Origin of the sequence: Propionicimonas paludicola (genome assembly GCF_002563675.1) — a bacterium.
Lineage (GTDB): Bacteria > Actinomycetota > Actinomycetes > Propionibacteriales > Propionibacteriaceae > Propionicimonas > Propionicimonas paludicola.
In genome coordinates this window covers 803,460-825,932 of the sequence record NZ_PDJC01000001.1, presented here as the reverse complement: position 1 = coordinate 825,932, position 22,473 = coordinate 803,460, and the positions used below count along the sequence as shown (strand labels likewise).

General features: G+C 67.7%; 19 protein-coding genes. 10 read left to right on the top strand and 9 right to left on the bottom strand.

All coding sequences use genetic code 11. The features are described from left to right. Positions 1 to 120 precede the first annotated feature (120 nt). A complete protein-coding gene (locus tag ATK74_RS03655) occupies positions 121 to 348 on the top strand; it encodes a hypothetical protein (RefSeq protein ID WP_098459769.1) in 228 nt (75 codons plus the stop codon). Between the two features lie 110 nt (positions 349 to 458). Here the strand turns inward: ATK74_RS03655 and ATK74_RS03650 are convergent, their stop codons facing one another. Next, a complete protein-coding gene (locus tag ATK74_RS03650) occupies positions 459 to 1,403 on the bottom strand; it encodes an ice-binding family protein (protein WP_211283271.1) in 945 nt (314 codons plus the stop codon). Positions 1,404 to 2,235: 832 nt separating this feature from the next. Here ATK74_RS03650 and ATK74_RS03645 point away from each other — a divergent pair. Beyond that, positions 2,236 to 3,708 (top strand): sulfatase-like hydrolase/transferase, encoded by a 1,473-nt coding sequence (locus tag ATK74_RS03645; protein ID WP_169923715.1) that lies wholly within the window; start codon positions 2,236 to 2,238, stop codon positions 3,706 to 3,708. 13 nt (positions 3,709 to 3,721) lie between these two features. Here the strand turns inward: ATK74_RS03645 and ATK74_RS03640 are convergent, their stop codons facing one another. Continuing rightward, a complete protein-coding gene (locus ATK74_RS03640) occupies positions 3,722 to 4,459 on the bottom strand; it encodes a hypothetical protein (RefSeq protein WP_143483550.1) in 738 nt (245 codons plus the stop codon). A 417-nt stretch (positions 4,460 to 4,876) separates the two neighbouring features. Here ATK74_RS03640 and ATK74_RS03635 point away from each other — a divergent pair, with 417 nt between their 5' ends. Genes ATK74_RS03635 through ATK74_RS03625 form a run of 3 tightly spaced genes read left to right on the top strand, consistent with a single transcriptional unit; the run spans position 4,877 to position 8,498 of the window. Then, positions 4,877 to 6,013 carry a glycosyltransferase gene (locus ATK74_RS03635; protein ID WP_211283270.1) on the top strand — a complete coding sequence of 379 codons (1,137 nt, stop codon included), beginning with the start codon at positions 4,877 to 4,879 and terminating at the stop codon, positions 6,011 to 6,013. Next, positions 6,010 to 7,041 (top strand): glycosyltransferase, encoded by a 1,032-nt coding sequence (locus ATK74_RS03630; protein ID WP_098459764.1) that lies wholly within the window; start codon positions 6,010 to 6,012, stop codon positions 7,039 to 7,041. Before ATK74_RS03635 ends, ATK74_RS03630 begins: the two co-directional genes overlap by 4 nt. Further along, positions 7,038 to 8,498: a glycoside hydrolase family 130 protein gene (locus ATK74_RS03625; protein WP_098461956.1), complete on the top strand. Its 1,461-nt coding sequence runs from the start codon at positions 7,038 to 7,040 to the stop codon at positions 8,496 to 8,498. The genes ATK74_RS03630 and ATK74_RS03625 overlap by 4 nt, the downstream gene beginning before the upstream one ends. A gap of 4 nt (positions 8,499 to 8,502) precedes the next feature. Here ATK74_RS03625 and ATK74_RS03620 read toward each other — a convergent pair whose 3' ends face one another. The 6 genes from ATK74_RS03620 to ATK74_RS03595 form a co-directional block, all read right to left on the bottom strand. Then, the gene (locus tag ATK74_RS03620; RefSeq protein WP_245840673.1) at positions 8,503 to 9,606 is read right to left on the bottom strand and encodes a fatty acid desaturase family protein; all 1,104 of its coding nucleotides are present in this window, start codon (positions 9,604 to 9,606) and stop codon (positions 8,503 to 8,505) included. Between the two features lie 127 nt (positions 9,607 to 9,733). After that, positions 9,734 to 11,113: a M20/M25/M40 family metallo-hydrolase gene (locus ATK74_RS03615; protein WP_098459762.1), complete on the bottom strand. Its 1,380-nt coding sequence runs from the start codon at positions 11,111 to 11,113 to the stop codon at positions 9,734 to 9,736. 57 nt (positions 11,114 to 11,170) lie between these two features. Continuing rightward, positions 11,171 to 11,572 carry an amino acid-binding protein gene (locus ATK74_RS03610; RefSeq protein WP_098459761.1) on the bottom strand — a complete coding sequence of 134 codons (402 nt, stop codon included), beginning with the start codon at positions 11,570 to 11,572 and terminating at the stop codon, positions 11,171 to 11,173. Positions 11,573 to 11,584: 12 nt separating this feature from the next. Next, positions 11,585 to 12,892, bottom strand: a complete 1,308-nt coding sequence (locus ATK74_RS03605; protein ID WP_098459760.1) for a phenylacetate--CoA ligase family protein — start codon at positions 12,890 to 12,892, stop codon at positions 11,585 to 11,587. Further along, positions 12,882 to 13,478: an indolepyruvate oxidoreductase subunit beta gene (locus ATK74_RS03600; protein ID WP_098459759.1), complete on the bottom strand. Its 597-nt coding sequence runs from the start codon at positions 13,476 to 13,478 to the stop codon at positions 12,882 to 12,884. Before ATK74_RS03600 ends, ATK74_RS03605 begins: the two co-directional genes overlap by 11 nt. Continuing rightward, positions 13,471 to 15,156 (bottom strand): thiamine pyrophosphate-dependent enzyme, encoded by a 1,686-nt coding sequence (locus ATK74_RS03595; protein ID WP_169923714.1) that lies wholly within the window; start codon positions 15,154 to 15,156, stop codon positions 13,471 to 13,473. The genes ATK74_RS03600 and ATK74_RS03595 overlap by 8 nt, the downstream gene beginning before the upstream one ends. Positions 15,157 to 15,621: 465 nt before the next feature. On the opposite strand from ATK74_RS03595, the gene ATK74_RS03590 reads away from it, so the two are divergent. From ATK74_RS03590 to ATK74_RS03580, 3 genes are all read left to right on the top strand, one after another. Further along, a complete protein-coding gene (locus tag ATK74_RS03590; RefSeq protein WP_098459757.1) occupies positions 15,622 to 16,563 on the top strand; it encodes a hypothetical protein in 942 nt (313 codons plus the stop codon). A gap of 123 nt (positions 16,564 to 16,686) precedes the next feature. Then, complete coding sequence (locus ATK74_RS03585) at positions 16,687 to 18,744, top strand: S8 family serine peptidase (protein WP_143483549.1); 2,058 nt, start codon at positions 16,687 to 16,689, stop codon at positions 18,742 to 18,744. A 64-nt stretch (positions 18,745 to 18,808) separates the two neighbouring features. Further along, a complete protein-coding gene (locus ATK74_RS03580; protein WP_098459755.1) occupies positions 18,809 to 19,618 on the top strand; it encodes a sulfite exporter TauE/SafE family protein in 810 nt (269 codons plus the stop codon). 1 nt (position 19,619) lies between these two features. On the opposite strand, the gene ATK74_RS03575 is transcribed toward ATK74_RS03580, so the two are convergent. After that, positions 19,620 to 20,018, bottom strand: coding sequence for a hypothetical protein (locus tag ATK74_RS03575; RefSeq protein ID WP_143483548.1), 399 nt, complete (start codon positions 20,016 to 20,018; stop codon positions 19,620 to 19,622). Between the two features lie 153 nt (positions 20,019 to 20,171). Here ATK74_RS03575 and ATK74_RS03570 point away from each other — a divergent pair, with 153 nt between their 5' ends. Continuing rightward, positions 20,172 to 20,936: an ABC transporter ATP-binding protein gene (locus ATK74_RS03570; RefSeq protein ID WP_098461953.1), complete on the top strand. Its 765-nt coding sequence runs from the start codon at positions 20,172 to 20,174 to the stop codon at positions 20,934 to 20,936. Then, positions 20,912 to 22,471, top strand: a complete 1,560-nt coding sequence (locus ATK74_RS03565) for a hypothetical protein (protein ID WP_098459753.1) — start codon at positions 20,912 to 20,914, stop codon at positions 22,469 to 22,471. Before ATK74_RS03570 ends, ATK74_RS03565 begins: the two co-directional genes overlap by 25 nt. The last annotated feature ends 2 nt before the right edge of the window (positions 22,472 to 22,473 follow it).

Sequence of the window (22,473 nt, the reverse complement as noted above, 5' to 3'; positions counted from 1 at the left end):
GGCAAGCACCGTACTGCCGCTCCGGTGGCCAATTTGCGGCCAGTTCCCCGTCTCGACAAGGGCACGGACGCCGCCCGACCCGACAATGGTCTGACCACCCATTGATGAGGAGTTGCTTCGATGAAGAAGCTGATCGCGTCCGTTATCACCGGCGCTGTGCTGTCCCTCGGCCTGGTCGGAGCCGCCCCGGCTCCGGTGGCTCAGGCTGCCCAGGTGAGCAAGCCCTCCGCCAAGCCCGGTCAGTTCTGCGCGAAGAAGCACCACGGTGACTGGACCAAGACCAAGAAGTTCGGGAAGCTCAAGTGCGTGCGCTACCCCAGCGGCAAGTGGCACTGGAAGCGCGCCTGACCAGCAGCCACCACTGGTGAAGTGAGTTCTGGCCACCGGGGGCGTACCCCGATGGCCAGATCTCTGCGTAGTCGGTCTTCAGGCAGGCGCACCCACTGACCGACTCACGATCAGCTGACTCGACGCCTACGTGCGGCGACCACGAGGGCCACACCCAACAGGCTGGCGGCCAACCCAACCACGATCAGTGGTCCGGAGGGGCCACCACCGGTGAAGGCCAGGTCACCCACTGCTGCAGCCTCTGATGTCTCGACTGGGACGACCGCCGTCGGCGAACTGGCGGACGACGTCGGGCTGGCCGAGTCGGAGGTCGTGGGTGAGGCGGTCGAGGTGTCGCTCTGCGTCGGTGACGCCGTCGGGGATCCGGTGGACGTCGGTGATGAGGTCGGCGATGAGGTCGCGGTGTCCGTCGGGGTCGGGCTGGAGGTTGATGTCGTCGCGCAGGTCACGTTGGTGAACCGGTTGTTGTCCAAGGTGACGGCTCCATTGCGAGCAAGCGCACGACCCTGGACGTCAGCACCGCTGTCTACGGTGATCGAGGTGAGCGCCATGATCGTCCCGACGAAGTCGGCAGAGGTTCCGATGGTGGCCGAGCGGCTGACCTGCCAGAACACATGACAGCTCTGCGCGTCATTGAGCAGGAGAACCTGGCTGTTGGAGGCGGCAGTGAGGTCCGAGCCGACCTGGAAGATGAACACCGCACCGGGATCGCCTTGGGCGTCCAGGGTCAGGGTGCCGGTGATCTGGGTGGCGCTGGACGCGGTGTAGACCCCCGGAGTCAACGTGCGCCCGCCGAGCTCGGCACCAACAGACTCGTCGGATGCCTGCCCAGCGGCGTTGTTGTACGCCGTAGTGAGGTCGGACTTCGCCTGACCCGCCTCGGCATCGCCGGCATGGGTCGCCCCGCCCACGTCGCCCGGCGGGAACCCGACGATCTCGGTGCCGGGAGCCACACCCAGGTCCCCACTCAACTCGGTGGGACCGGTGTTGGTCACTGTCTCACCACCCAGCACCGAGTAGGACCCTGCGGTCCCCAGACCGACGGTGGTACCCACCGCAGACGCCGGTGGAAGTGCCCCGAAGTCCGTCAGCGCAGCAAGCAGGAGGCCGGACAGTAGCAGTCGGCGCCGAACCCAGAGCCGTGGACGTGGTGGTGAGTTGCGGTCGGTATAGCGGCGCATGGGTGCTCCCGTGAATTTCCTCTGAATTCCGCGGGGGGTGCGGCCTCAGAGGGATCTCTCGATCATTTTCAGAGTAGCCCATCTGTTCGAATCTACCTATTCTCGGACTCCGCCACTATTTTCGCGCCTCAAAATCACGCCAGCAACGCCCTTATCGGGCCGCCAAAAGCCGCGCAAGATCCCGATTCGGCGCCACGTCAGCCCACCCCGCATCCAGTGCGTCGCCATCTCCCCTTGTCATAGCCGCAAGGGAGCGGGCACTCGCTCCCTCACTCCGGGAGCAGCTGACCCGGCGAAGACCCAATGCTGAGAGTCTGCGAACACTAAGCGTTTTTGCTCGGAAATGAGCGTGAGATCATCAACCGCATGCGATAATTTCGACGCGAGTGTCGATTTTCGCCTGAACTGGGTGTATGGTGGATTTTGAGGTCGGCGGTGCAACGTCGATAATCTGGGCCGGTATCCGGTCAGTGATCGCACCCCCCGAGGCGAGCCTGACAACCCACCCAGCTGGCGCACGAGTTTTCCTACCCACCGACCCCGCGGTTAGCTGCACCCCCTTGGCTGATCGCCGCGCCTGTCCCGGTCGATTCCCTCGGTCGGGGCAGGAAGCCAGTCCGTCCCTACGCGCCGCGCAACGGCCGGCCGCGCTCCGGCGGGCGCAGGCAAGATGCCTGGTCAGAGCTTGATAGCCTAGATGGCCGAAATGGGAACCAGCGAACACAAGCGAGGATCCCAGTGGGTGCGAGCCACCCGCTGGGCACTGTTTGGTGCCGCCTCGGTACTGCTCGCACTGGCCGGCTGGATCCGCTACCGCTTCGGCGAAATCACTTTCGATCAGACCCTGCTGAACCTTCGTGGCGAGCGGGCCGGCAACTCCACCCTGTTCAGCGAAGCCGTCCTGGTCTGTGTGGTGGCTCCACTGTCGGTGCTGGCGGTAATGGCTGCGCTCGTCAGCTGGAGAAGGCCCGCCGCGCAGTCTCAACCGTCCCGCCGATTCCGACGGCATCCGGTTCTGCCCGGCGCGCTGAGCCTCGGCGTGGCCCTGGCCATCCTGTTCACCGTGACTGGCCTGCCGCAGTATGCGTCCGCCCTGCTCGGTGACGCCAGCTTCTCCTCCTACTACGTGGTCCCGCAGGCCCAGCGGACGCAACCGCACCCGCGCAACCTGGTGACGATCTACCTGGAGTCCGGCGAGAACACCTACGCCGACGCCCACCTGTTCGGCAAGAACCTGCTCGCCGATCTCGACCAGGCCACAGTTGGCTGGTCGGCGTACCAGGGACTGCAGCAGTTCCCCGGCGGCGGCTGGACGATGGCTGGCCTGATCGGCACCCAGTGCGGCGTCCCGGTGAAGAGCGAGCTGCTCACCCCGGAGGTGAACCACAACGTCTTCGGCGAGGAGGTCGAGCACTACCTTCCGGGCGCCCGCTGCCTGGGAGACGTCCTGCACGACTCCGGCTACACCAGCGTCTTCGTGGGCGGCGCGAACACCGCCTTCGCCGGCAAGGGCACCTTCCTGCACGACCACGGCTACGACTTCGTCTATGGCTTGGAGCACTGGGAGGCGGCCGACGAGCCTCGCGAGAACATCTCGGTGTGGGGGCTGTCGGATCACCAGCTCGCCGGCTACACCATCGACCAGCTGCGCCGGTTGCGCGAGGCCGGACGCCCGTTCAACCTGACAATGCTCACCCTCGACACCCACGAGCCGGGCGGTGTCTATCCGACCTGCACCACCGGTGATGAGCTTGCCATGGCTACCGCGATCCAGTGCTCGATGCGGGCCGTCGGCCGGGTCATCGACTACCTGCGGGACAACCACTTCCTCGACGACACCGTGGTCGTGGTGACCGGTGATCATCTCAAGGCCACCGCTGAGGGCGGCTTCTTCAAGGCCGAACTCGACGCCCAGCAGGACCGCACGGTGATCCTCCGGGTGTGGAGCCCGGACGGGACGGTCAGCTTCAACCGGGAACGAGCCGACCAGCTCAGCCTGCTGCCCACGACCCTCGATCTCCTCGGGCTGGGCAGCCCGGACGGGCGCGCCGGCCTGGGCGTCTCGCTGATCGGCGATCGCCCGCTGGACGACACCATGCTGCAGCTGTCGGCGTCCGACTACGCCAACCTGCTCAATGCCCCGTCCAAGGATCTGTACCAGCAGCTCTGGAAGAAGTAGCCGAGCCTGTCGATCAGTACGGGATCGAGGTCGTGGAGGCCGTCCGGGTCAGCGTCGGGCTGTTCGGGGCGCTGGCACTGAACGAGACCTGAACCGACTGGCGAGTAGCCGGCTTGACCAAGAGGATCTCCGGCTCCGGCTGGAAGCCGCTGGTATCGAAGCTGCCGGTGCGGGTCAGCCGCATCTTGCCGGGCTCGATCAGGGTGTAGGTCCAGGTGCCGTCCGAGCCGGCGATCACCTTGTCCACGGCCAAGGCCGGGCTCCAGGTCACGTCCATGGTCATGGTGGTCGGATAGCTGACCTGGTTCCAGTCACTCGGGAACCAACCCAGGTTGAACCGGACCGAGAGGTCGGACAGGATCGCGTCCTGGTCGATGACTGCGGTGTTGTAGGTCATCGATCCGGGCGAGTTCGTCGGGGTCGGGGTCGGTGTAGCCGCCGCTCCACCGGTACCGCCACCGGCACCGCCGCCGGTGCCGCTGCTTGAGGTGGACGTTGCGGTGGGCTCACTCGAGCCGCCGGACCCCGAGCCACCCGTCCCCGAGCCGCCGGTCCCGCCGCCGATGTCGACCGGGGTCGAGGTCGGGGACGCCGAAGGTACCGCCGCCGGCTTCACGCACTGCGCGGACGAACCGAGCGACTTGCCGGCCTCACACAGGTTGGACGACACCCCAAGCCCGACCCGCCCCGCCCCCAGCACGGCGATCATCGAAATTCCGGCCACGATGACCAGATACTCCACTGTTGTCACGCCGCGTTGCGAGCGCACCCCAAAGCCGAACATACGTTGTTGTCCTCCCCCTGGACCGTTGAACAGCCGGTCCGGAGACGGTCACTGGCGTGGCCATCAACATCGGATCGGCTTTCCTGCTAGCCACGATATCCAGTGACAACGAGGAATTCTGTCCCCCATCCGGATACTGTCGTGACGGTCATGCCCAGGGGTGACGCCCGGACGAGTGACCCCGGCGCCACCGGTCCGGCCGGCCGGGTGGACCCCGCCAGCTAGACTGGGCACAAGGACGCCGACCGAGCCCTGCCCCTGCAGGAGCGCAGCAGCGTCCACCGGATCGCCGATTGCGGTCTCCCGGGAGGTGCCAGCCGGCAGACGTCCCGACTCTGACCGATGCGCTGCAGAGTCATCGATCCGGATGGACGGACCAGGCCCGTGACAACCTATGGATTTCTGAGCACCTACCCTCCGACCAGATGTGGCCTGGCCACCTTCACCGCTGCCCTCGTCAACGCGATCTCCGCCAACGGCTCCGACACCTGCGTGGTGGTCCGAGTCGATGATCTGGTCCCGGCTGGGCCTTCGCTGCCCGGACCGCGGATTCGGCTGGCCGGCACCCTGCATCCGGACAACCCACAGAGCACGGCACAGGCCGCAGCCCAGCTCAACCGGTGCGATGTCGCCATCGTCCAGCATGAGTACGGCATCTATGGCGGACCCGACGGTGATCAGGTGCTCGACCTGCTGGCCAGACTGCGCACACCGAGCATCATCGTGCTGCACACCGTGTTGGCCGAGCCGACCCAGCATCAGCGCGAGGTGCTGATGCTGGCCTGCAACTTCGTGGACACCGTGGTGGTGATGACCCACCGAGCCCAGGCCCTCCTCGTTTCCGACTACGCGATCCCGGCTGAACGGATCCAGCTGATCCCACACGGCGTCGACCCCTGGCTGGCCGGCCCGGAGGCAGTGGACTGCGATCGTCCGACCGTCCTGACCTGGGGCCTCCTCGGCCCGGGCAAGGGCATCGAGTGGGGCATCCGGGCGCTGGCCGAGCTGCGCGACCTGAGCCCCCACGTCCGCTACCGGGTGCTCGGCCAAACCCACCCCAAGGTGCTGCGCGAACAGGGCGACCGCTATCGGTCGGGTCTGCTCGACCTGGCCGCAATGCTGGGAGTGAGCGACGATGTCGAAATCGACGGACGCTACCAGGCCAGCGAGGAGCTGGCGGACGCCGTCGCAAGCGCCGACCTGGTCCTGCTGCCGTACGACTCGATCGACCAGTCGACCTCAGGAGTGCTGACCGAAGCCGTCGCCGCCGGCAAGGTGGTGATTGCCACCCGGTTCCCGCACGCGGTCGAGTTGTTGTCCGATGGACGTGGGCTCCTCGTCGAGCACCAGAACCCCAGCGAGATCGCCGCCACCATCCGAGAGGTGCTGAGCAACCCGAGCTACGCCGCAGCGGCGCAGACCCGGGCCAGCACCGAGGCCGAGCGAAACAGCTGGGCCAACGTCGCCGATCGGTACCGGGCACTGGTGGCCGGTCCGGCCCGAACCAGCATCTCCGCATGAGCGGCCCGGCCCATCGGCTTCCGGTCCCCTGCTTCGACCATGTGCTGGCACTGTCGGATCGGCACGGCATCTTCGAACACGCCCGCGGCAAGGTCCCGCGGGTCGAGCTCGGCTACTGCACCGACGACGTCAGTCGGGCGCTCTCGGTGGTGATCCCACATGCCTCCGGCAACCCGCAGCTCGACCGGCTGAGCGGGACCTACCTGGCTTTCCTCGACCACGCCGTGGTCAGCGACGGACTGGTCCACAATCGGATGTCCAGCGAGGGGAAATGGACCGACGAACCCGGCCTGGGCGACTGGTGGGGACGCGCCCTGGGCGGCCTGGGATCGGCAGCTCGCTTCGCCCGAACGGCCGGCTCCCAGACCCGGGCCATCCGCGCTTTCACCCGGGCGGCCAAGACTCGCTCGCCGCACGTCCGCTCGGCCGCCTTCGCCGCCATCGGCGCCTGTGACCTCCTGCGGGTCAACCCGGAGAACGACTCGGTGCGAGTGCTCCTCGCCGACTGCCTGGACCTGATCCCCCGCCGGCCCGGCACCGAATGGGACTGGCCCGAACCTCGGCTGCGCTACGCCAATGGCGCACTGTGCGATGCCCTGATCCTCGGCGGGATCCGGCTACGGCAGCCGGTCACCGTGCGCCACGGCCTGACCATGCTGCGAACCCTGCTCCGGCTCGAGACCGGGGTCGGTGGCCGACTCTCGCTGGCCGGCACCGGCGGTCGCGGCCCCGAGGACCGTCGCCCCTTGTGGGACCAGCAGCCGATCGAGGCCGCGGCCATCGCCAATGCCTGCCTGCATGCCTTCGAAGTGACCGGTGATCTGTCCTGGGTACACGGCGTGCGACTGGCCTGGGGATGGTTCATCGGCGAGAACGACTCACACTCGGTGATGTACGAGCCCGGGGACGGCGCCGGCCACGACGGCCTGGAGCAGTTCGGCCACAACAGCAACTGTGGCGCCGAGTCCACGCTGGCCGCCTTGAGCACCCTGCAGTGCGCGATCGCCATCACCGCGGTCCGCCGATGAGGACGCTGGCTCACGACTCCGGCGCCCAGTTGGATCCCGATCCGTCCCGCGTGGTGGCTCGGCTGTTCCTTCCCGGCGGCAGCACTCCTGGGGGCAGCTCGCGCACCGAAGCGGTTCTCGAACGGGTACTGGCTACCCCAGAGACCGAGGTGGCCGCTGCGGCCGCCGCGGTGATCGAGCGCTTCGGCAACCGCCACGACGACCTCCCGGCAATCCTGGGACGCAACGCCGCCATGGTCCGCTCACTCACCGCGATCGAGCTGAGCCCCGAGTTGGCCATCCTGGTGGGCTCGGTGTTCACCGCAGAGTTCGGGGTCGAGGGAACCGCCTTGTGCAACCCCAGCGCGGTGCCGCATCCCGACCAGAGCGGCCTGGAACCCGGCCAGCTGCGGGTGCTCCTTTCCCTGCGCTCGATCGGAGAGTTCCACCTGTCGTCCATCCAGTTCGCCGAAGCCGTGATCGGCCCCGGGCACAGCTGGGAGTTCGCCCCGCGGATCCGTCCGCTGGAGTTGGCGACCATCGGCGATGGCCAGTGGACAAAGGACCACTTCCTGCGGGCCGTCGAGCACTCGGGTCACACCGACGAACTTGCCCGAGCGATCGCCCAGTCGTTGCCGGACACCTTCGGCAGCTCGGCCATCGAGGAGGCCGTCCAGCAGCTGCGCGAGCCGCTACTGCGCCAGCCGGACGCCCGCGCCCAGCTGGAACTGATCCGGCTCATTGCCGGCTCCAGCTACCAGGCCGTCTTCGACGAGGACAGCCGGCTCAGCCAGCGAGTGCTGCTGCCGGTCGCCGACGAGGAGAGCCGCGGCGTCGAGGACGCCCGCTTCGTCCGGTTCACCGACGCGGACGGACGATCCCAGTACCTCGGCACCTACACCGCCTACAACGGCCACGCCATCGCCAACCGGTTGCTCGTCACCGAGGACTTCCGGACCTTCGGAGTCCACCGGCTGACCGGACCGGCCAGCCAGGCCAAGGGGATGGCGATGTTCCCGCGTCCGGTCGGCGGGCGACTGCTCGCCCTGGGTCGCGGCGACGGGGAGTCGATCGGCCTGACCAGCTCTCCCGATGGGCTGGACTGGTCGGCCGAGGAGCCGGTGTACCGGCCGGAGTATCTCTGGGACGCCGTGCAGAGCGGCAACTGCGGCCCCCCGATCGAAGTCGAGGCCGGTTGGCTGGTCCTGACCCACGGTGTGGGGCCGATGCGCAACTACTGCATCGGAGCCATCCTGCTCGACCTGGACGACCCCAGCCGGGTGCTGGCGACCCTGCCCCAGCCACTGCTGGAGACCGAAGGCGAGCGGCGCAACGGCTACGTGCCGAATGTGGCCTACAGCTGCGGCGGCATCGTTCACGAGGGCACCCTGTGGCTGCCGTACGGGATCGCCGACGACCGGATCCGAGTCGCCCGGGTCGAACTGGACGCCCTGCTCGGCGCCATGCGCGGGCGCTGAGCCGTTACCGGCGCAGTGCGTGCATCGGGCACTCGAACGGGTCTCGGGCAGCCAGCCCGACCCGGTTCAAGTAGCCGATCACGATCGCATACGAGCGCCACAAGCTGGTCTCGGTGTAGGGGACGTCGAGGCGCTCGCACTGGGCCTTGACGATCACCCGGGCCCGGGCCAAATGCGGCCGGGGCATGTTCGGGAACAGGTGATGTTCGATCTGGTAGTTCAACCCACCCATCAGCCAGGTGGCCCACCAGCCGCCGGCGATGTTGCGTGAGGTGCGCACCTGCTTGGTGAAGAAGTCGAGCTTCGCCGCCCGGTCGATCACCGGCATCCCCTTGTGGTTGGGCGCGAAGGACGCCCCCATGTAGACGCCGAAGACGGCCAGCTGGACGGCCAGGAAGCTGAAGGCGATCCCGATCGGCAGTAGCCAGAAGACCAGCCCCAGCAGGATCACGAAGCGCCCGGCGATCAGGCCCAGCTCCAGCCACCGTCCGCGCACCTCGCCGCGCTGCATGAGGTGCTTGAGGCCCTGGAAGTGCAGGTTGAGCCCCTCCAGGGTGAGCAGCGGGAAGAACAGCCAGCCCTGTCGGCGCACCAGCAACCGCCGGAAGCCGGTGGCGGTGGCCGCCTCTTCGTCGAGGAAGGAGATGGTGTCGGCCTCGATGTCGGGATCGCGGCCGACCCGGTTCGGGTTGGCGTGGTGCCGGGAGTGCTTGGAGTCCCACCAGGAGTAGCTGATTCCGACCACACCGGCCGCGAGCAGCCGGGCCAGCCGGTCGTTGCCCGGCCCGGTCATCAGGATCTGGCGATGCGCGGCTTCATGGGCCAGGAAGGCCACTTGGGTGAGGACGACGCCGAGCGCGGCCGCGATCAGCAGCTGCCACCAGGTGTCGCCCAGCAGCACCAGTCCGGTCAGTGCGCCGAGCAGTCCGGCACCCACCGCGCCACCCACGACGAGATAGAACCAGCGGGTCCGCCCCAGCAGGCCCTCGGTCCGGGCCTGATCGGAGACTTCAATGAAAGCCCTAGCCAGAACCGGGAAAGAGGTCTGATCCTGATAGCCGGGCCCCGGTCGTCCGGGACTGATGGCGGTAGAGGGAAGCGCGGTCACTGGGCACCCACTCGCTGCACGGCCGATCCTCGGCCTGGAAGCCAAGGGCGGATGCCGATCGCTATTTGGAGTGTACCCGGCAGCCCGTCCACGCCAGCCGGTGGGCCCGACGCCCGGGTCGATGTACTTAGGCCGAGGTGGCCAACGACGCCAACAGGATCGCCTCGGCCAGCACCGCATGCTCGAAGGTGGCCAGGTGCAGCGACTCGTTGGGGCTGTGCGGCGATCCCTGCGGGTCGAGGACGGCGGTGACCAGGATCCCCGCGTCCGGGAACTCGGCGGCCAACTCAGAGATGAACGGGATCGAACCACCGACGCCCAGCTCCACCGGAGCGACGCCATAGCCCTTCTCCAGCGCCTCCAGGCCGAGCTCGGTGGCCCAGCCCGGCTGGGCTTCGAAGCCCTGGCCGCAGTCGACTTCGCTGAACTCCAGCTGCGCCCCGAACGGTGCGTGGGCCTCCAGGTGAGCCTTGATGGCCTGGTAGGCCTCGACGGCGTCCTGGCCCGGAGCCACCCGGGCGCTGATCACCACGGTGACCTCCGGGCTGAGCGTGTTGGACGCCGCCGCGGTGGTGGCGTGGTCGATCCCGGTCACCGTGATCGACGGACGGTTCCAGATCCGATCCAGGATCGGCCCGGTACCGATGGGGGTGCTGGTCGTCGGCAGATCGGTCTCCTCGCGCAGCCGCTGCTCGTCGTACTCGGGCACCACACCGTCCCGGGAGCGCAGGCCCGGCACGGCGACCGCACCGGTCTCGTCCCACAGGCTGTTGAGCAGCTTGATGGTGGCCAGCATGGCGTCCGGCACGGCGCCGCCGAACATGCCCGAGTGCAGGGCGTGGGTCAGCGTCCGCACCCGCAGGGTGAACCGGGCGTTGCCGCGCAGCGCAACGGTGAGGCCCGGGGTGTCGGAGTCCCAGTTGCCGGAGTCGGCCACCACGATCAGGTCGGCGGCCAGCGCGTCGCGATTGTCGATCAGGAACTGCCCGAAGGAGCGCGAGCCGTACTCCTCCTCGCCTTCGACGAACAGGCTTACACCCAATCCGAAGTCATCGCCGAGCACCTCGCGGACCACCTTCAGGGCGGTCAGATGGGTGAGCACTCCGGCCTTGTCGTCGGCGGTGCCGCGACCGTAGAGGCGTCCGTCGCGCTCGGTGGCCACGAACGGTGAGGTGAGCCAGATGGCTTCGTCGCCGACCGGCTGGACGTCGTGGTGGGCGTAGAGCAGGACCCGCCGACCGGCCGCATCCCGAACGCCCAGGACGGCCGGCTGCCCATCCTCATCGGTGCCCGGGATCCGGGCGGTACGGATGGCCACGTCATCGAAGACCCCAGTCTGGTCGGCCAGCGCACGGATCGCCTCGGCGCTGGCCCGCATCGGCGCCTGGTCGAAGGCCGGCCAGGAGATCGACGGAATGGCCACCAACTCGGTGAGTTCGGCGATGGCCTGCGGCATGGCTGCGGCGACGGCGGCGCGCAGCCGGGCTTCGAGTTCGTCAGCGATCATGTCCTCATCCTGGCAGCCGGACCCGGCCGGAGCGAGTCGGGCCGCAGGCCGAGCGGCTCAGCCCAGGCCGGCCTCGGCGAGCACCTGCTGAGCCACCTCGGGTGGGGTCAGCTTGAGCACCAGAAGTGCCCGTCCGTCGATCTCGGCCAGCTCGGCGTAGAGGTACTCCACGCTGACCCGTGCCCGATCGAGCAGGGTGAGCAGGTCGGCCAGGCCGCCGGGACGGTCCGAGACCTCGACCCCGAAGACCTCCGAGATCCGGGCGGTGACGCCGAGTTCCTGGACCGCGGCCAGGGCGGCGTCCGCATCGTCGGCGATGAAGCGGACGATGCCGAACCGGTCGGTCTCGGCCAGCATCAATGCCCGCAGGTTCACCCCACGATCGGCCAGGTGGCGGACCACCGGCGCCAACCGTCCCTGTTCGCTCTCCAGAAACACCGAAACCTGGCGAAGAATCATGTCTGTTCCTGCCTAGATGCTCGTGGTGACGGCTCGCCGGTCGACGATCCGTTTGGCCTTGCCTTCGCTGCGCTCGATGGTCTTCGGGTTCACCAACTTGACCACGGCCTGAATGCCGAGCGCCAGCCGCAGCTCGTGCTCGATCCGGCGCTCCAGGGCCAGCACCGTGCGGACCTCGTCGGAGAACAGCCCTTCGGTCATCTCGACCTCCACCTCGAGGGTGTCCATCGAGCCGTCCCGGTCGACCACGATCCGGTAGTAGGGCTCGACCCCCTCGATCCGCAGCAACACCTCTTCGACTTGCTGGGGGAAGACGTTGACCCCGCGGATGATCAGCATGTCGTCATTGCGGCCCATCAGCCGATGGATCCGCCGCGACGTGCGTCCGCACGGGCAGGGCTCGTCGATCAGGTAGGTGATGTCGCGGGTGCGGTAGCGCAGCACCGGCGTCCCGGTGCGGGTGAGCGTGGTCAGCACCAGCTCGCCCTTCTCGCCGGCCGGCAGCACCGCCCCGGTCTCGGAGTCCACGATCTCGGGGTAGAAGTGGTCCTCGAAGATGTGCAGCCCATTCTGCTCGGTGCACTCCGCAGCCACCCCGGGACCGATCAGCTCGGTCAGGCCGTAGATGTCGTAGGCCTTGATGCCGAGCTTGGTCTCGATGTCGGACCGCATTTCCGCCGACCACGGTTCAGCCCCGAAGAACCCGGCCCGCAACGGCCCGGACGCCAGGTCGACCCCTTGCTCACGGGCCTGCTCGGCGATGAACAGCGCATAGGACGGGGTGCACAGCAGCGCTGTGGTGCCGAAGTCGGCCATGGTGTTGAGCTGCCGGAAAGTGTTGCCCGACGACATCGGCAGGGTCATGGCACCGAGCCGGGTGCCGCCGTAGTGGCCGCCCAGTCCCCCGGTGAACAGCCCGTAGCCGTAGGCCACCTGGATCACGTCCCCGGCGTGCAGGCCGCCGGCGTCCAGGGTGCGGGCCATCACCTCTTGCCACAGGTCGAGATCGGCTCGGGTGTAGCCGCCGACCACCGGCTTGCCGGTAGTCCCCGAGGACATGTGCACTTCGACGATCTCTTCGGCCGGCACCGCGAACAGCCCGAACGGGAACACCTCGCGCATGTCGTACTTGGAGGTGAACGGGACCTGGGCCAGGTCGTCCAGGCTGGTCACCTCGGAGGGGACCACTCCCGCGTCGTCCAGCCGATGCCGGTAGAAGTCGACCCGGTCGTGCACCAGCGCCAACAAGGACTTCAGCCGGCTGAGCTGCAGGGCTCGCAACTGGTCGACCGGCATGGTCTGCGCAGCCTCATTCCACATCCGCCGGCTCCTTCAACTGGGCTTCGGCAAGAGCGCGGCCGGTGTCGAAGGCGGCCTGATTGGCCTCCGCGCTGCCTCGCGGGGCGAGAACGGTGATGGCCGCAGCGAAGCTGTCCAGCTCCAGCGGAAGGAACACCGAGGCCGCACCCAGCAGAGCGGTGTTGCGCACCTTCAGCGGCACGCTGCGGCGAATCGAGGCCAACTCGATCCGAACCAGCCGCGGGAACAGCCGCGCCAGTTCGTCCGCCAGCCCTTCGGGGTACTCCTCCACCCCCACCGGAAGGATGGGTGCCGCCAGGTAGCAGGCCGCCGCGCCCGGACCCGCCCAGGGTGCCCAACGGAGCAGTTCCATCGGCTCCATCGCCAAGATCAGGTCGGCCGCCCCGGTCGGGATCACCGGCGAATGCACCACCGCACCGAAGCGGACGTGGCTGAACACCGGTCCACCGCGCCGCGACATGCCGTGGATCTCGGACTTCTTCACATCCAGCCCACTGAGTGCAGCCGCCTCGGCCAGGATGTCGCTGGACAGCACGATCCCCTGGCCGCCGACGCCGACCAGCAGCGCGTTGAAGACCTCACTCATGCTGGCCTCCCAGCGGATGGGTACGGACGAGTTCGCGGCGGACCGTCTTCTTCAGGTCGAGCTTCTCGATCCGCTTCAGCTTTTGGCCCTCGATCAGGCACAGCCCCAGCACCACGAGCAGCCGGACGCCGGACTGGCCGGCCAGGTGCTCCAGCGCCGCCGAGATGGTCGCGGTGTCGTAGGCGTCCACCATGGCCAGCCGATCGTCGGGGATGTGCATGGCCTTGGCCAGCAAGGCGTAGTCGAGGGATGGTGCGTCGGATCGTCCCATTCGTTCGCCGCTGAGCGGGTTGGGCTGCATTCCGGTCATGGCCGTGGTGCCGTTGTCGAGCACGACGTAGAGACCGTCGCGGCCGTTCCAGACCGCATTCAGCAGTCCGGTGATCCCGGAGTGAGCGAAGGTGGAGTCGCCGATGACGGCAGCGATCCGTCCCTTCTGTTCGGGCGGCACGACCAGATCCATGCCTTGGGCCATGGTCAGTGAGGCGCCCATATCGAGCAGGGTGTCCATGGCGTTGTAGGGAGGCAGTACGCCGAGGGAGTAGCAGCCGATGTCGCCGGAGACGATGAACCCCAGGCGACGCAACTCGGTGAACACGTGATCATGGGGGCAGCCCGGGCACAAGCCCGGACGTCGCACCGTCACCTCCAGTTGCGGGCTCAGCGTCGGTGCCGGCAGCGGACGGCCCAGGCCGCGGGCCACGATGGTCGGGCTGAACTCACCGATCCCGGAGAACGCCTCGCGCCCCACACAGTCGATCCCCCACGCCTTGAGCTGGGTCTCGATCACCGGGTCGAGCTCTTCGACCACGTAGAGCCATCGCACCCGCGCCGCGAACTCGGCCAGCAACCGCCGCGGCAACGGATGGACCAGGCCGAGCTTCAGCACCGGAGCCTGCGGCGCGACTTCCTTCACGTAGCTGTACGGGATGCCGGAGGTGATCACTCCGAACTCGGCGATGGCGTCGGCCGGCAACCCGTCCGGCCACTCGATCCGGTTGGCCGGATGATCCTCTGCCGCCTCGATGAGCCGCTGCATGCGGTCCTCGACGGCAACCCGACGGGCCCGGGCGTGCCCGGGGATCATCACGTACTTGCGCGGGTCTGGCTCGAAGCCAGGCGCCAGCGGCGCCTCGGTACGTTGCGGAGCATCCCCGGCGAACGGCTCGATCAGGCTCTTGGAGTGGGAGAGCCGGGTAGTCATCCGCAGAAAGACCGGAGTGTCGAAGGTCTCGGACAGCTCGAACGCGAGTCTGGTGAACTCCCGAGCTTCCTGCGAGTCGGACGGCTCGAGCATCGGCACCTTGGCCGCGATCGCGTAGTTGCGATTGTCCTGTTCGTTCTGGGACGAGTGCAGCTCCGGATCGTCGGCCGTCACGATCACCAGACCGGCTCGGACCCCGGTGTAGCTCGCGGTGAACAGCGGATCGGCGGCCACATTCACCCCGACATGCTTCATGGTGACCAGCGTCCGGCCACCGGCCAGTGCGGCACCGACCCCGACCTCGAGGGCCACCTTCTCGTTCACCGACCATTCGGTGTAGACCCCGGGTTTGCCGGCCAAGGCCTCAAGAATCTCGGTGGATGGAGTCCCCGGATACCCACAGCCGACGGCAACCCCGGCCTCCCAGGCGCCCAGAGCCACGGCCTCATTGCCGGAAAGCAGTCGCGTATGCACCGTCGCGTCCTCTCTACTACTACGTTGCGTAGTTTCGCAGAGTGGGACCGACGTCTCAGCATGGGTTCTGCTCGTGGACTCCGAGCCGGCTGTGGGGCCGACGGACAGTCCGCCCCACAGCCGCAGTGCTCCGCCCCCGAACTGACCGCTTCGGCCTGCGGTCAACCCCCCTGTGGGGACAGCCTCCCTGGGAGTGGGAAGTCAGTTGGCGAGTCCAGCGAAGTGAATTGTGATGATGATCATGTGTTCACCCCACTTCCTCGACCACCGAAAAAAGGATCAGATGCTCGTGCGCAGCACCAACGCGGAGCCCCTTTCTCCTAGCGTGATGATGCCCACAGTTGCGTGCTCGGCCTAGCTGGGCGGCCAAACTGACAATGAAGTGACCGGCCCCGGCCCCGCTAGTTGCGCTCGGCTGGCGTGCTCGGTCGCGCTAGAGGGCCTTTTCAGGGCACAATTCGAGCCATGGACGAGGTTGCGATCAGCGCTGAGCTGCGCGAGTTGCATCGTGGCCGTGGAATCCGGCGTCCAGACATCCAGCATTGGCTGGGTGCTGAACTGCAACGCATCTTGGGAATCGATCCCTCGACAAATGACGATGAGGCCCGCGCGGCCTTGATCAAGTTGCTCGACGAAAACACCCAGGCGTTCCCCAGGGATCTTCGCTATCTGATCCTGATGGCCTCAGGAGTGAGTTCTGACGAGCCATTCCTCGAGCAGCGCCTGGCGGTCGCCGAGCGTGTGCTCGATCGCAGCCCGCGAGTGCTCCGCCGACGACTGCGGACGGCCGAGCAACTCCTCGGCGAGGCGCTCGCCGTCGCTCACGCCGACACTCGGGGGCCGTTCAACGATCACGGGTGGTGCTGGGAGGACCACGAGTTGGACCTGGCGCTCGCCGAGGACGCCACCTTGACGTTGACCAGAACCGTCCGCTCCTTGACCGATCGACCCAAGCAGATCCACGAGGCATTCGGCATTCCGGGCCAGTTGGAGCCGGACACCGATCTGACCTTCACGGCCATCGAAGGGCTTCGGGTGGTCGAGGTGCTGCGGCCGTCGAAGACCCTGTGGCGGGTGACCCTGGAACTGCCCGGCGATCTGGCGCGCGGCGAGATCCGGCAGACCAAACTCCAGGTGCACGTCCCCAAGGCTCGCGCGCTGAACCCGTTCATGGCGCTGGCGCCGCTGCGTCCGGCCCACTCGCTGAAGGTGAACGTCGACTTCGGGACGCCCTCGGTGGCCAGCCGGGCCTGGGTGATGGACGGCGTGATCTCCTCCGACATGGCCGGCATCGGCGACGAAGTGCGCGAGCTCGACCTGTCCACCTCGAGCCAGGTCAAGACCAGCTTCACTCGGCCCTACCCCGGCCTGGCTTATGGCATCGGCTGGGAGTGGGCGCCGGCCTGATCCCGCCCTGGCTTCGGTAAATCTCACTCCGACCTAGAGCATTACTGCGGACAACCCCACTGCTTGCAGGGTCTTCATAGGTGCGCGTGCGACGATCGCCGTGGACCTAGAAGGGAGCCCGTGTTGTCCTGGCGCGTTGGCACGGCCGCGATTGCGGCGCTGAGCTTGGTGATTCTCCCGCTCAGCATCAGCTCGGCCACCGCCGACGACACTGTTCCCGACACCCCTTCGGCCTCACCCAGCGCCTCCGAGTCGGGCTCTCCGGTCGCCACCGCGACCCCTGAGCCCACCGATCTGCCGGCCCTCGACCCGAGCCCGTCCGCGGCCGCACCGACCGCGACCGACCCGTCCGAGCCGGCGACCAAGACCATCATCGTCACCTTCGACAAGGCGCAGTCCGATCCGGCCGAGGCGGCCCAGGCCGCGGTCGCGAAAGTGGCCGACCAGGTCGCCGATGCGCGGGTGACTAAGGTCGCGCCGATCACCGACTCGATGGTTGCAGTAACGCTGGACACGACGCTCACAGCCGCAGAATCGGCCCAGGTTGAGAGCCAAGTCAGCGACGCAAAGGGCGTCCGCGCCGCCGACACCGCCCGCTGGTTCCGTCCGACCATGACCAACGACATCTACTACAACTATCTCTGGAACGTGACGAATGCCGGCATCTACGGCACTCATGCTGAGAGCGCGTGGCCCATATCGACCGGGGCCAACACAGTTGTCGGCGTGATCGACACCGGGATCACTGCTCACCCAGATCTCACCGGATCTGACACGAGCGTCATCGGCGGCAATGTGATCGCGGGCTACGACTTCATCAGCGACCCGGCATTCGCCGGGGACGGCAACGGGCGCGACAGTGATCCGACCGACACCGGTGACTTCTACACCGACCGACTAGGCCAACACACATCTTCCTGGCATGGCACTCACGTGAGCGGCATCATCGCCGCACTGACGGGCAACGGCGCAGGGGTGGCTGGGGTGGCCCCCGATGCGAAGGTAGAGCCGTTGCGCGCCCTTGGCCGGGGCGGCGGCTCCGAGACCGACGTGATTGCCGCCATCCTGTGGGGAGCCGGACTGCCCGTAAAGGGACTGCCGACGAACAGCCGTCCAGCCCAGGTACTGAACCTCTCGCTCGGGAACACTGACCCCTCGCCCTGCGGAGGCCCTATGCAGTCGGCGATCGACGACGCAACAGCTAAGGGCGTGATCGTAGTTGTGGCGGCTGGCAACTCGAGCGCAGCCGCACGGAAGTACAGCCCCGCCAACTGCAGAAATGTCATCTCAGTGGGGTCGACCAACAGCGCAGGGCAACTCGCCAGCTACAGCAACTACGGCGGCCCGACCGAGCTGACCATCTCGGCACCCGGCGATGGCATCCTGTCGACCATCAACCGTGGCAGCACCACCGCCACCTACGCCGGCTACAGCTACATGAGCGGCACATCGATGGCCGCCCCTCACGTGGCCGCGATCGCCGCACTTCTCAAGTCCGTTGAACCAACTCTCCTCACATCACAAGTCACAGAGATCCTCAGAGCGACAGCCAAGGCGGGATGCTCGAAGTCGGCTTGCGGATCAGGCATCGCTCAGGCGAACACCGCCGTCGCGACTCTGAGTTCCAACATCCAGTCCGCCGAGACCGCCTCGACCGAGCCAACCGGCACCTTCACAATCACCGGGACCCCGCGAGTAGGTAGCACTCTCTCTGCCAGCGCGGCGAGGTCCATCGTCTCTGCGGCCTACGGCTACGAGTGGTCCCGAAACGGCGCACCGATCGCCTCAGGGCCAACACTTACCTTGACTGCCGCCGACGCAAATGCAGTCATCCAAGTGCGAGTGACCGGGAAGCTCGCCGGCTACTCCTGGTCAAGTGAGAGCAGTCCTACGTCCGCAGTAGGCCCTGGCATTCTGAGCAAGTCGAAGTCTCCTACCGCAACCGGAACCTTTCGGGCTGGCAAGACCGTGTCGGCCAGCAAGGGCACCTGGTCCCCCAGCCCGTCCAGCTACAGCTACCGGTGGCTGCGCAACGGCAAGTCGATCAGCGGTGCCACGAAGTCCAAGTACAAGCTGACCTCGAAGGATCGCGGCAAGAAGATCTCGGTGCGGGTCACCGTGAGCAAGCCCGGCTACACGACCACGTCGGCCACCTCAAGCAGCCATTCGGTCAAGCGCTGAGCCGGGCCCGCGGCGCGGTCGGCGCGGCCGCTAGGCTCGCCCCTGCAACCGAGCCAGGAGCCTGATGGATCCCTACAGCCTGTTCGGGATCGAGGGCATCACCTGGACGGTCCTGATCCTGATCGTCCTGGCCGCCTTCGCGGCCGGCTGGGTGGACGCCGTGATCGGCGGCGGCGGGCTGGTCCAGCTGCCGGTGCTGTTGCTGATTCCGGGGATCAGCCCGATCTCGGCACTGGCCACCAACAAGTTCGCCTCGATCTTCGGGACCACCACCAGTGCCATCACCTATCGGCGTCGCACCCGCACCGAGCTGCGCAGCATCCTGCCGATGGCCGCCGCAGCGCTGATCGGCAGCGCAGCGGGCGCCGCATTGGCCGCCTTGCTTCCGGTGGCCGTGATCAAGCCGATCGTGGTGGTTGCGCTGGTCGCCGTCGCGGCGTTCACGGCGGCCCGTCCCGATCTTGGACGAACCGCGGTCCACGTCCCCGTCCGCGCTCACCAGGTGCCTATTGGCCTGGCTATCGGCGTGGTGATCGGCGGCTATGACGGTCTGATCGGCCCGGGCACCGGGGCCTTCCTGGTGTTCGCCTTGGTCGGCCTGCTCGGCCTCGACTTCTTGCAGGCCAGCGCGAAGGCCAAGGTGGTCAATGTGGCCACCAACCTCGGCGCACTGGCCTACTTCGTCCCGCATGGCTGGGTGCTGTGGCGACTGGGCCTGCTGCTCGCCGCCGCGAACTTGGCCGGCGGCTATTTGGGTGCGCGGACCGCGATCTCACGAGGCTCGAGCTTCGTCCGGGCGGCCTTCCTGGTGGTCTCCGGTGCCCTGATCGCCAAGCTCTGCTGGGACACCTGGGGTGTGGCCCTCTTCGGCTGAGTCAGCGGACGTAGCTGAGCAAGGTGTCCAGAGCCGCCTGTGCCTTCGCCATCGAGTCACCGGCCTCGCAGCTGGTGGCTCGGATGCTCTGCTGGACCTTCTCGCCGGCATAGGCCTGGATCACGATCACCTGGCCGTCCTTGCAGTCCTTGGTGGCCGAAGCGCCAGCCAGTGCCCGCACGGCTGTGGTCAGCCCGGTCCAGGCCCCGTCGGGAAGGTCGCGGGCGTTGCTCACCTTGCCGGCCTTCACGCTGATCCGGGTGGGCGTCACGGTGACCTTGGACGACTGGCCGGAGCCGGAGTAGTCGGCCGTGATGGAGGTCCACTCCGAGGTCCCGGTCAGCTGGGCACAGCCGGTCAGGAGCGGGATGAGGCACAACAGCAGCACGCGACGAAGCATGTGGCCAGCTTAGGCGGCGGCCCCGGCAACGACCATGGAGATCACCAGCCCCGTGATCGAGCCGCTGATGCTCACTGGCCACCTCGGCCATGGTGGCGGCGGCTAGGCTGGATGAGCCAGACCACCGCACGCGGTGGCAACGAAGGAGGACCGTTGACTGCCGCGCTGCTCGCCCGTGGACTGATGAAGTCTTTCGGTCCGGTGCGGGCCGTCGACGGTATCGATCTGGAGATTCCTCAGGGCACCTTCTACGGGATCGCCGGCCCGAACGGCGCCGGGAAGTCCACCACTTTGCGGCTGCTCACCGGACTGTTGCGGCCCGATGCCGGGACGGCTTCGGTGGCCGGCATCCCGGTGTGGCCCGATCCCCAGGCCGCCAAGCGTGAGATCGGCTTCGTCCCGGACAACCCGCTGCTGTTCGATCGGCTGACCGCGGCCGAGATGCTGGAGTATGCGGGCCTACTGCGTGGGATGAAGCCGGACGTGATCGCGGCCCGGGCCACCGAACTGCTCTCCGTGCTCGATCTGGTCGACAGCCCCGACCAGCTGATCGCTGACTTCTCGCTGGGCATGATCAAGCGGATCGGACTGGGCGTCGCCCTGCTGCACAGCCCCAAGGTGCTGGTCCTCGACGAGCCCTTCGGGGCGCTCGACCCGGTGAACACTCAGGTGATGGAAGACCTGCTCCAGCTCTATCGCGCCGGCGGCGGAACCGTGGTGTTCGCCAGTCACGTGATGGACGTGGTGCAGCGCCTCTGCGATCGGGTCGTGGTGATCGGCAATGGCCGAGTGTTGGCCGAGGGCACGGTGGCCGAGGTCTCGCACGGCCGTCCGCTGCAGGACGCCTTCGTCGAGCTGGTCGGTGGTCGCGACCTGAAGGAGGGTGGGCTGAAGTGGCTCTCGTCCTCGCCCGACTGAGACTCACCATCGCCTCCCGCGTTCGCGGTCGACGGATCGGCGCCCAGTGGTACTTCGCGGCCTCCTGGGCGGTCGCGGTGGTCGCCGGACTGATCACCGCGACCCTGTCGGCGGCTCTGGTGACCGGCCGCGGGATCGGCGACTCGCTGCTGATCGGGGCTTTCGTGGCGATCTCCCTGCCCTGGGCGGTCGGACCGCTGGTCGAGCCGTCGCTGGCCGACGGCGTGGTGGATCCCGCCCGACTCGAGCAGTTCCCGCTGACCGCGGGCCAACAGGTCATCGGCCTCCTGGCCGGAGCGCTGATCGCCCCGACAGTGCTGTTCACACTTCTGTTCTCCATCGGCGGCGCCTTGGCCATCGGGACGTCCGCCACCGCTCGGCTGGCCAGCGTCGGGGTCGCGCTGGCCTACACGCTGCTGTGCGTGGCCGCCTCCCGCACTGTTCAGGCCCTGCTGGCCGGAGCACTGCGCTCTCGCCGGGGACGGGACGCCACCGCGATCGGCGCTGCCCTGCTGGTGGTCGGCCTCTACGCGCTGGCCCAAAGCGCACAGAGCGCGGTCGAGACCCTCAGCGAGCAGCTGACCGGCCCGCTCGGAGCGGTGGCATCGTGGCTGCCCCCGGGCGCCGCGGCCAGCGCCATCCTGGACGCGCGCGACGGCAACTGGGCTGACTACTGGATCCGGCTGAGCTGGGTGATCCTCGCCATCGCGCTGAACCTGATCGGTTGGGCGCTGATTCTGCGCAACCGGGTCGCCGGCACCGACCGTGGCCGATGGACCTCGGCCAAGCCAGGGGTCGCCCCCACCGAGCTGCCGTTGATCCCGTGGCTCCTGCGCAGCCTGGCATCCAGCCCGGCTCAGGCAGCAGCCGCGCAGCAGTTGCGCTACTTCTTCTTCCGCTCGCCGCGCGCGCTCCAAACCTTGATCATTCCGCCGGTAATCGGCGTGTTCGTCGCTCACTCCAGCTTCGCCACTCGCGGCCTGATCTGGCAGTCGGCCGCCTTCGCTGCCATGTCGGTGATCTCGACCAGCTTCAACATCTTCGCCTACGACGGTCCTGGCTTCGGCTATCTGGTCGGCTCCGGGGCCAAGCTGAGCCGAGTGCTCATCGGCAAGGCGTTGGCCCCGCTGGCCTTCCTGGTTCCGTTGGTGTGCGGGTTCACCGTGCTGGCGTGGGGACTGGGCGGCTTCTCCGAGGATCCACTGCCCGGCGTGCTGGCCGGCCTGTCGGTCGTCGTCGGTGGGGTCGGGGTCGGCGCGTTGTCGAGCGTGCTGAACGCCAGCGATCAGTCGCGGATCGGGAACCGGCAAGGGGCCTTCCTCAAGGTGATGGCCTGGTTCATGGGCTTCTTCGCGCTGATCGGCATCGGTGGCACCATCTGGTGGCTGTTGTCGTTGCGGCTGCCCGCCGAACTCACCGGCTTGGTGGTTCTCGCCCTGACCGCTGCGCTCAGCGCCCGGTTGATCCGGGCGGCCGGACGACGCCTGAACGCCGACCCCGAGAAGCTGCTGGCCAAGCTGGCGCCGGTCTACTGAGC